This is a genomic window from uncultured Nevskia sp., assembly GCF_903885465.1.
Lineage (GTDB): Bacteria > Pseudomonadota > Gammaproteobacteria > Nevskiales > Nevskiaceae > Nevskia.
This window is the reverse complement of the sequence record NZ_CAISIQ010000268.1, coordinates 1-7592: the sequence shown is the minus strand read 5'-3', so window position 1 is coordinate 7592 and position 7592 is coordinate 1. Positions and strand designations below refer to the sequence as shown.

6 protein-coding genes are annotated in these 7592 nt (G+C 64.9%); all 6 read left to right on the top strand.

Annotated elements, in window-relative coordinates:
• The first annotated feature begins 6 nt into the window (after window positions 1-6).
• On the top strand, window positions 7-720 hold the full coding sequence (gene phoU / locus QZY06_RS10010) for a phosphate signaling complex protein PhoU (protein ID WP_022977148.1): 714 nt from the start codon (window positions 7-9) through the stop codon (window positions 718-720).
• A 70-nt stretch (window positions 721-790) separates the two neighbouring features.
• Window positions 791-3091, top strand: a complete 2301-nt coding sequence (mrcB, locus tag QZY06_RS10005) for a penicillin-binding protein 1B (protein ID WP_295683584.1) — start codon at window positions 791-793, stop codon at window positions 3089-3091.
• A complete protein-coding gene (locus tag QZY06_RS10000; protein WP_295683581.1) occupies window positions 3088-3735 on the top strand; it encodes a tetratricopeptide repeat protein in 648 nt (215 codons plus the stop codon). The genes mrcB and QZY06_RS10000 overlap by 4 nt, the downstream gene beginning before the upstream one ends.
• Window positions 3732-5636: an ATP-dependent DNA helicase gene (locus QZY06_RS09995; RefSeq protein ID WP_295683580.1), complete on the top strand. Its 1905-nt coding sequence runs from the start codon at window positions 3732-3734 to the stop codon at window positions 5634-5636. The genes QZY06_RS10000 and QZY06_RS09995 overlap by 4 nt, the downstream gene beginning before the upstream one ends.
• The gene (gene tsaB / locus QZY06_RS09990; RefSeq protein ID WP_295683578.1) at window positions 5633-6340 is read left to right on the top strand and encodes a tRNA (adenosine(37)-N6)-threonylcarbamoyltransferase complex dimerization subunit type 1 TsaB; all 708 of its coding nucleotides are present in this window, start codon (window positions 5633-5635) and stop codon (window positions 6338-6340) included. Before QZY06_RS09995 ends, tsaB begins: the two co-directional genes overlap by 4 nt.
• A 294-nt stretch (window positions 6341-6634) precedes the next feature.
• Window positions 6635-7592, top strand: a 958-nt coding sequence (locus tag QZY06_RS09985) for an acyl-CoA dehydrogenase N-terminal domain-containing protein (RefSeq protein ID WP_295683576.1), incomplete at its 3' end; no start/stop codon positions are given.

Here is a 7592-nt window from a genome sequence, read left to right as displayed (position 1 = left end):
GCGCTCATGAACACGCCTTCCTACAAGTCGCACATCTCCAGCCAGTACAACTCCGAACTGGAGGATGTCCGTCAGCGCGTGCTGGCGATGGGCGGACTCGTCGAGCAGCAGATCGTCGATGCCACGCGGGCGCTGATCGAAGCCGACAGCGAACTCGCCGATGAAGTCCGGCGCAACGATATCCGCGTCAATCAACTCGAAGTGCAGATCGACGAGGAATGCAGCGGCATCCTCGCAAGGCGCCAGCCCACGGCAGGCGATCTGCGCCTCGTCTACGCGGTAATCAAGACCATCACCGATCTCGAACGGATCGGCGATGAAGCCTCGAAGATCGCCCGCATGGCGATCGATCTGGGTCAGCACGAGCGCTCGCCGGCACCGCTGGTCGAGGTCGGCCATCTGTCGCGTCATGTCTCGCAGATGGTGCGCGACGCGCTGGATGCGTTCGCGCGTATGGACGTCGACGCTGCACTCGCCGTGGCCCAGGAAGATGTTGCAGTGGACCGCGAATACGAAGCGCTGCTGCGCCAGTGCATCACCTTCATGATGGAAGACCCGCGCACCATTCGCCGCGTGCTCGACGTGATCTGGTCGGTGCGTGCGCTGGAGCGGATCGGCGATCACGCCCGCAACATCGCCGAATACGTCATCTACTTCGTCAAGGGCAAGGACGTCCGCCACCTGGGTCTGGAAGCGATGGAACGCGAGGCGCGTAGCTGAGTCGGGAGCCTGGCGGGAGCGCTAGCCCACAACGGCGATCCGCGAGGAAAGCCGTTACCATTCTCGGTTCATGATTCGCATCAAATCTCCGCTCCTGCGCTGGCTGTTGATCGGCCTCGCGATCTCGTTCAGCGTCGGCCTGCTCGGGCTTTCGTTCTGGCTGGTCCGTCTCGATCAGGATGTGCGCGCCCGCTATGCGGGCGTGCGCTGGGTGCTGCCTGCGCAGGTCTATGCCTCGCCGCTGGAGCTGTATCCGGGCGCGCGGATCAGCGTCACCGAACTGCGTCGCGAGCTTGAACGGCTCGGCTATCGCGCCAGCGACGAGCTGACCGGGCCTGGCACTTTCGCCGTGAGTGGCAGCGAGCTGCGCGTCGATACCCGGGCCTTCGCGTTCTGGGATGGCGTGCAGCCGGAAATGCGTCTGGCGGTGAAGAGCGATGCCTCCAGCCTGACCAGCTTGCGGGCGATGGGCAGCGATGCCTCCATCGATCTGTTGCGGCTCGATCCGATGCTGATCGGCAGCATCTACCCGAGCCACAGCGGCGAGGATCGGGTGCTGGTCAAGCTGTCGGAAGTGCCGCCTCTGCTGCCGGCGACCTTGATCCGAGTCGAGGATCGCGCCTTTGCCGATCACTTCGGCATCAGCCCCAAAGGCATTTTGCGCGCGGCAGTCAGCAACCTGTTCGGCGGCAAAGGCCGCAAGCAGGGTGGGTCGACACTGACCCAGCAGCTGATCAAGAACCTGTTCCTGTCCAACGAACAGAGCTACGGCCGCAAGATCAACGAAGCGCTAATGGCGATCCTGCTCGAACGCCATGTTTCGAAGGACGACATTCTCGAGGCTTACCTGAACGAGGTCTGGCTCGGCCAGGACGGTTCGCGGGCGATTCACGGCTTCGGCCTGGCCAGCCAGTTCTACTTCAACAAGCCGCTCAACGAGCTGCGTCCGGCCGAGATCGCGCTGCTGGTCGGCATCGCCAAGGGGCCGACGGTCTACAACCCGCGCAAGTATCCGGAACGGGTCAAGGATCGCCGCGACCTGGTGCTGCAGCTGATGGAAGATGGCGGGCTGATCCGCGACGACGAGCGCGAAGCCGAAGCGCTGACGCCGCTCGGCGTGCTGAACAGCGTGGCTGGCGGTGTCGAGCGCTATCCGGCGTTCATCGACTTGGTGCGTCGCCAGATCAAAGGCCTGTACCGCGAGGAAGATCTGGGCAGCGAAGGCCTGCGCATCTTCACCACGCTCGATCCGCGCGCCCAGGAACGGCTGGAGGCGCGAATCATTGCCGACCTGCCGGATCTCGAAAAGAACCGCCAGCTGAAGCCCGGCACCCTGCAGGCGGCTGGTGTCGTCACCAGCGTCGAAGGCGGCGAAGTGCTGGCGATGGTCGGCGATCGCAATGTCCGCTATCCCGGTTTCAATCGTGCGCTCGATTCCCAGCGCCCGATCGGCTCGCTGGCCAAGCCCTTCGTCTATCTGGCGGCGCTGGCCGATCCGGGCCGCTACAACCTGTACAGCTCGATCGCCGACGAACCGATCGATCTGAAGATGCCGAACGGCAGTCATTGGGCGCCGAAGAACTACGACCGCCAGTTGCACGGCAATGTGCCGCTGCACGTGGCGCTGGCCAAGAGCTACAACCTGCCGACGGTGCGCATTGGCCTGGATATCGGCGTTGACCGCGTCCATGACCTGATCGAAGCCGCCGGCCTGCAAGGCCCGCCGCGGCTGCCGTCGATGTTCCTCGGTGCGATCAACGCATCGCCGCTCGACGTCGCACAGATCTATTCGACGCTCGCTGCCAGCGGTTATCTGACGCCGCTGCTGGCGATCCGCGAAGTCATGACCAAGGAAGGCCAGCCGCTGTCGCGCTACAGCTTCCAGCTCAAGCAGACACTGCCCGAAGGTCCGGTGTATCTGACCACCTGGGCGATGCAGAAAGTCATCGAATTCGGCACCGGGCGCTGGGCCGTGTCGGTGCTGCCGGCTGGCCAGAAGTTCGCTGGCAAGACTGGCACTACTGACGACGCCCGCGATTCCTGGTTCGCCGGCTTCGGCAGCGATCGGGTCGCCGTTGTCTGGGTCGGTCGCGATGACAACAAGCCGGTTGGCCTCGATGGTGCTGCCGGCGCGCTGCGCATCTGGGGCCGGCTGATGCGCGATCTCGACGCGCGCGGTATCGATCTGACGCCGCCGGCCGGTGTCGAAGAAGCGCAGATCGATCCGGTCACCGGCCTGCTTGCCGATGCGGGCTGCGCCGCGCAGGTGACGGTGCCGTTCCTCAGCGGCGCGCTGCCGAAGGATTACGCGCCCTGTGCGAATGCGGGACAATCCTCGCCACTGGATTGGCTGAAAGACATCTTCCGATGATTCCGTTTTTGACTGTCACGGCGGCCCGCAAGCCGCGTGTGCTGACAACCGTTGCGCTGATCGCCGTCGCCTTGCTGGCCGCCTGCGTAGCGCAGCCGACGGTGCCGACGCGGCCGGAATCCACGCAGCAGACCCAGCCACCCGCGCTACCGCCGACGTCAGCACCAGCCGAAACCATTCCGCCATTGCTGCCGACTCAGCCGCCGGTCCGTCCGCAGCCGTCGGCAGAAAGTTTCCCGAAGACGCTGGCGGCGGCCGGCACCGGCCCTGCGGTGCTGGCACTGGCCAGGCAGGCGCAGACCTTCCGCAGCGCCGGCCGTCCTCAGGACGCGCTCGGCCAGTACGAACGGGCGCTGCGCATCGAGCCGAAGAACGCCTTCATCTGGCAGGCGATGGCCGAAACCCATCTGGCACTGCATAACGTCGAGCAGGCCGAAAGTGCGGCGCGCAAGTCGAACAGCCTCGCACGTGGCAATCCCTGGCTGGAACTCGGCAACTGGCGGGTGATCGCCTCGGCGCTCGGCGTTTACGGGGATAGCCCCGCCGCGCAGGCAGCGCGGACGCGTGCCGACGAGATCGGTAGCGCGCTCGCTGCCAGCGGTGGTGGCGGCGCCATGCCGGCAGCCGCGTCCGCGGTTCCGTGAACGCGGCAGAACTGCTCGGCGAGTCAGGTCCGTTTGCGCGCTCGCTGCCCGGATTCGCGCCGCGTCTCCAGCAGCAGACGATGGCCGCGGCCGTCGAACAGGCGATTGCCGAACGCAGCCGGCTGGTCGTAGAAGCCGGCACCGGTACCGGCAAGACCTACGCCTATCTGGTGCCGGCGCTCGCCAGCGGCCGTCGTGTCGTGGTGTCGACCGGCACCAAGAACCTGCAGGACCAGCTGTTCTTCCGCGATCTGCCGAAAGTCCGCGATGCGCTTGGCTTGCCGGTAAGAGTCAGCTTGCTGAAAGGGCGCTCGAACTATCTCTGCATTTACCGCATGCGCAAGGCGGTGATCGATCCGCGCAGCCGCGTGCGTCGCGACAAATTGACCTACATCGACGACTGGGCGATCCGCACCGATAGCGGCGAAACCTCCGAACTGCCGCCGACCATCGCCGACGATCACCTGCTGCCGCTGGTGACCTCGACGGCCGACAACTGCCTCGGCGGCAAATGCCCGGATTTCGCCGAATGCCATGTGGTCAAGGCGCGCCGCGCCGCGCAGGCGGCCGATCTGGTGGTCGTCAACCACCATCTGCTGTTCGCCGATTTCCGGCTCAAGGAAGAAGGCTTCGGCGTGTTGCCGGGTGCTGACGCGATCGTCATCGACGAAGCCCATCAGCTGCCGGAACTGGCCACGCAATTCTTCGGCGAGCGGGTGTCGACCCGTCAGTTGTCTGATCTGTCGCGCGACATCGCCGTCGAGATCCAGGTGTTCCGCGACATGCCGCGCCTGAACGAAGCGCTCGATCAACTGGCGCTGGCGACGATCGAACTGGAGCGGCCGTTCAGCGAACTCGGCGGACGTCTATCGCTGGATGATTTCTCCACGCGTGCCGGCGCGGCTTCCGCCGTCGGTGCGGTGCGGACTGCGCTCGACGAATGCCGTGACTGTCTGCAAGCCGTTGCCGATCGTTCCACCGGCCTCACGCATTGCGCCGGTCGTGCAACGACGATGGCCAACACGCTCGACAAGGTTGCTGGCAACGCGGCACTCGGGCTGGTCCGCTGGGCGGAAGCGGTCGGCCGGGGCGGGGCGCTGCACGCCGCACCGATCGAACCGATCGAAGGCTTCAAGCGCTTCATGGCGACCTATCCTGGCGCCTGGATCTTCACCTCGGCGACCATCGCCGCCAACCAGGATTTCTCGCATTTCACTGCGACGTTGGGTCTAGATGACGCCGAAACGCTGCGCCTCGACAGCCCGTTCGATTACGCCGAGCAAGCGCGCCTGTATCTGCCGCCCGGCTTGCCGGACCCGAACGATCCTGACTATCCGGACCGCGTTGCCGAAGCACTGGTGCCGCTGATCGAAGCCAGCGGCGGCGGCGCCTTCGTGCTCTGCACCAGCTATCGGGCGATGGATCGCATCGCCGAACGCCTGCGAGCTTCATTGGCGTTTCCGCTGCTGGTGCAGGGCGAGGAAGGCAAGGCGGCGTTGATCGAACGTTTCGCGAAAGCCGGCAATGCCGTGCTGGTCGCCACCGCGAGTTTCTGGGAAGGCGTCGACGTCAAAGGTGCGGCGCTGCGTCTGGTCGCGATCGACAAGCTGCCGTTCGGCCAGCAGGGCGATCCGGTGTTCGAGGCGCGCATCAAGCTGATCCGCGAACGCGGCGGCAATCCGTTCAACGAACTGCAGTTGCCGCGCGCGATCACCAGCCTGCGCCAGGGCGTCGGCCGCCTGATTCGCGACCCCTCTGATCGCGGCTTGATCGTGCTTTGCGATCCGCGCATCCGCGGCAAAAGCTACGGCAAGCGCGTGCTGGCCAGCCTACCGCCGATGCCGGTGCTGACCGACCGCGCCAAGGTTTGTGATTGGCTGCGTGAGGAGTTGGCGGCGTGAAACTGCTTGCGATCGAAACGGCGACTGAAGGACTTTCCGTTGCGCTGCTATTGAACGGCGAGATTACCGAGCGCTTTGAAGTCGCCGGCCGCGAGCACTCGACACGCCTGCCGCTGCTGGTACCGCAACTGCTGGCCGAAGCGGGCTTGAGTCTGCGTCAGCTCGATGGCCTGGTCTGCGGCATCGGTCCCGGCAGCTTCGCCGGCGTGCGGATCGGCGTCAGCTATGTGAAAGGCCTGGCGCTGGGTTTGGATCGGCCGGTGGTCGGCGTCACGTCGCTGGCGATGCTGGCGCAGCGGGCCTTGATCGAACAGCCGGATGCGGTGGCGCTTGCGTCGATCGATGCGCGGATGGACGAGGTTTATTTCGGCGCCTATCGGCTCGTCGGTGGCGTGGCGCAAACGCTGGCTGACGAAACGGTCGGCCCGGCTTCGGCGATCGCAGCGCCAGCGGCGGATTTCTATCTCGCCATCGGCACCGGTTGGGGCGCGCATCGCGCGGCGCTGCTGGCGACCTTGTCGACGGCACCTCTGACCATCGTTCCGGATGCGCTACCGCACGCCGCTGCGGCATTTGCCATTGCCGCTCCACAGCTGGCGGCCGGGCAGGGTACGGACGCCGCGCGGCTGGTTCCGGCCTACCTCCGGAATCGGGTAGCGCTGACCAAGATCGAACAGCAGGCATTACGCGACTCGCGTCGCTGAGCTGCTCCGTCCGCGGTCCCGATATCAGGATCGAGCGGGCCTCGATCGCCCAAGCGGTCAATTCCAAAGGGAATTTCGTTCTCGTGACGATTCGCTCCCGGCGCAACCGATCGCGGAACGCTCGCGTTCCGACGGCCGTATTGCAACAGTCGTACACCATTCGTCGCCTCGTCCCGCGAGCGGCTAGCCGATTCGTTTTTGTCTTGCCATAATCCGCGCAGATTTTCCGTACTGCGCCGTATGGATGCAGTGCAACAACCCTCAATCAGCTGGCATTCAATCTGGAGAAGCCTCATGGGTCAGTACAACGCCCCGTTGCGCGACATGCAGTTCGTCCTTCATGAGTTGCTCGGCGTCGAAGCCGAGTTGAAGTCGATGCCGCAGCACGCCGAACTCGACGCCGACACGATCAACTCGATCGCCGAGGAAGCCGGCAAGTTCGCCAGCGAAGTGATTTTTCCGCTGAACCAGAGCGGTGACGAGGAAGGTTGTCACCTCGACAAGGCGACCGGTGTGGTCAAGGCCCCGAACGGTTTCAAGGAAGCCTATGCCTCGTATGTCGACGCCGGCTGGCCGGCACTGGCCTGCGATCCGGAATTCGGCGGCCAAGGCTTGCCGGAAGTGGTCAACAACGTGCTGTACGAAATGCTTAACTCGGCAAACCAGGCCTGGACGATGTACCCGGGCCTGACTCACGGCGCCTACGCAGCACTCCGCGTGCACGGCACGCCGGAGCTGAAGGCGCTATATCTGCCGAAGATCGTCTCTGGCCACTGGACCGGCACCATGTGCCTGACCGAATCCCATTGCGGTACCGATCTCGGCATGCTGCGTTCGAAGGCCGAGCCCAAGGGCGACGGCAGCTATGCGATCAGCGGCCAGAAGATTTTCATCTCGGCCGGTGAGCATGACCTCGCCGAGAACATCGTTCACCTCGTGCTCGCCCGTCTGCCCGACGCACCGGTCGGCACCAAGGGCATCTCGCTGTTCATCGTGCCGAAGTTCATCCCGAATGCGGATGGTTCGCTCGGCGCCCGCAACGGCGTCAAGTGCGGCGCGCTGGAACACAAGATGGGCATTCACGGCAATGCCACCTGCGTGATCAACCTCGATGGCGCCACCGGCTGGCTGGTCGGCGAAGCGAACAAGGGCCTGAACGCCATGTTCGTGATGATGAACGGCGCGCGTCTCGGCGTCGGCATGCAGTCGCTGGGTCTGGCCGAAGTGGCTTACCAGAACTCGCTGGCTTACG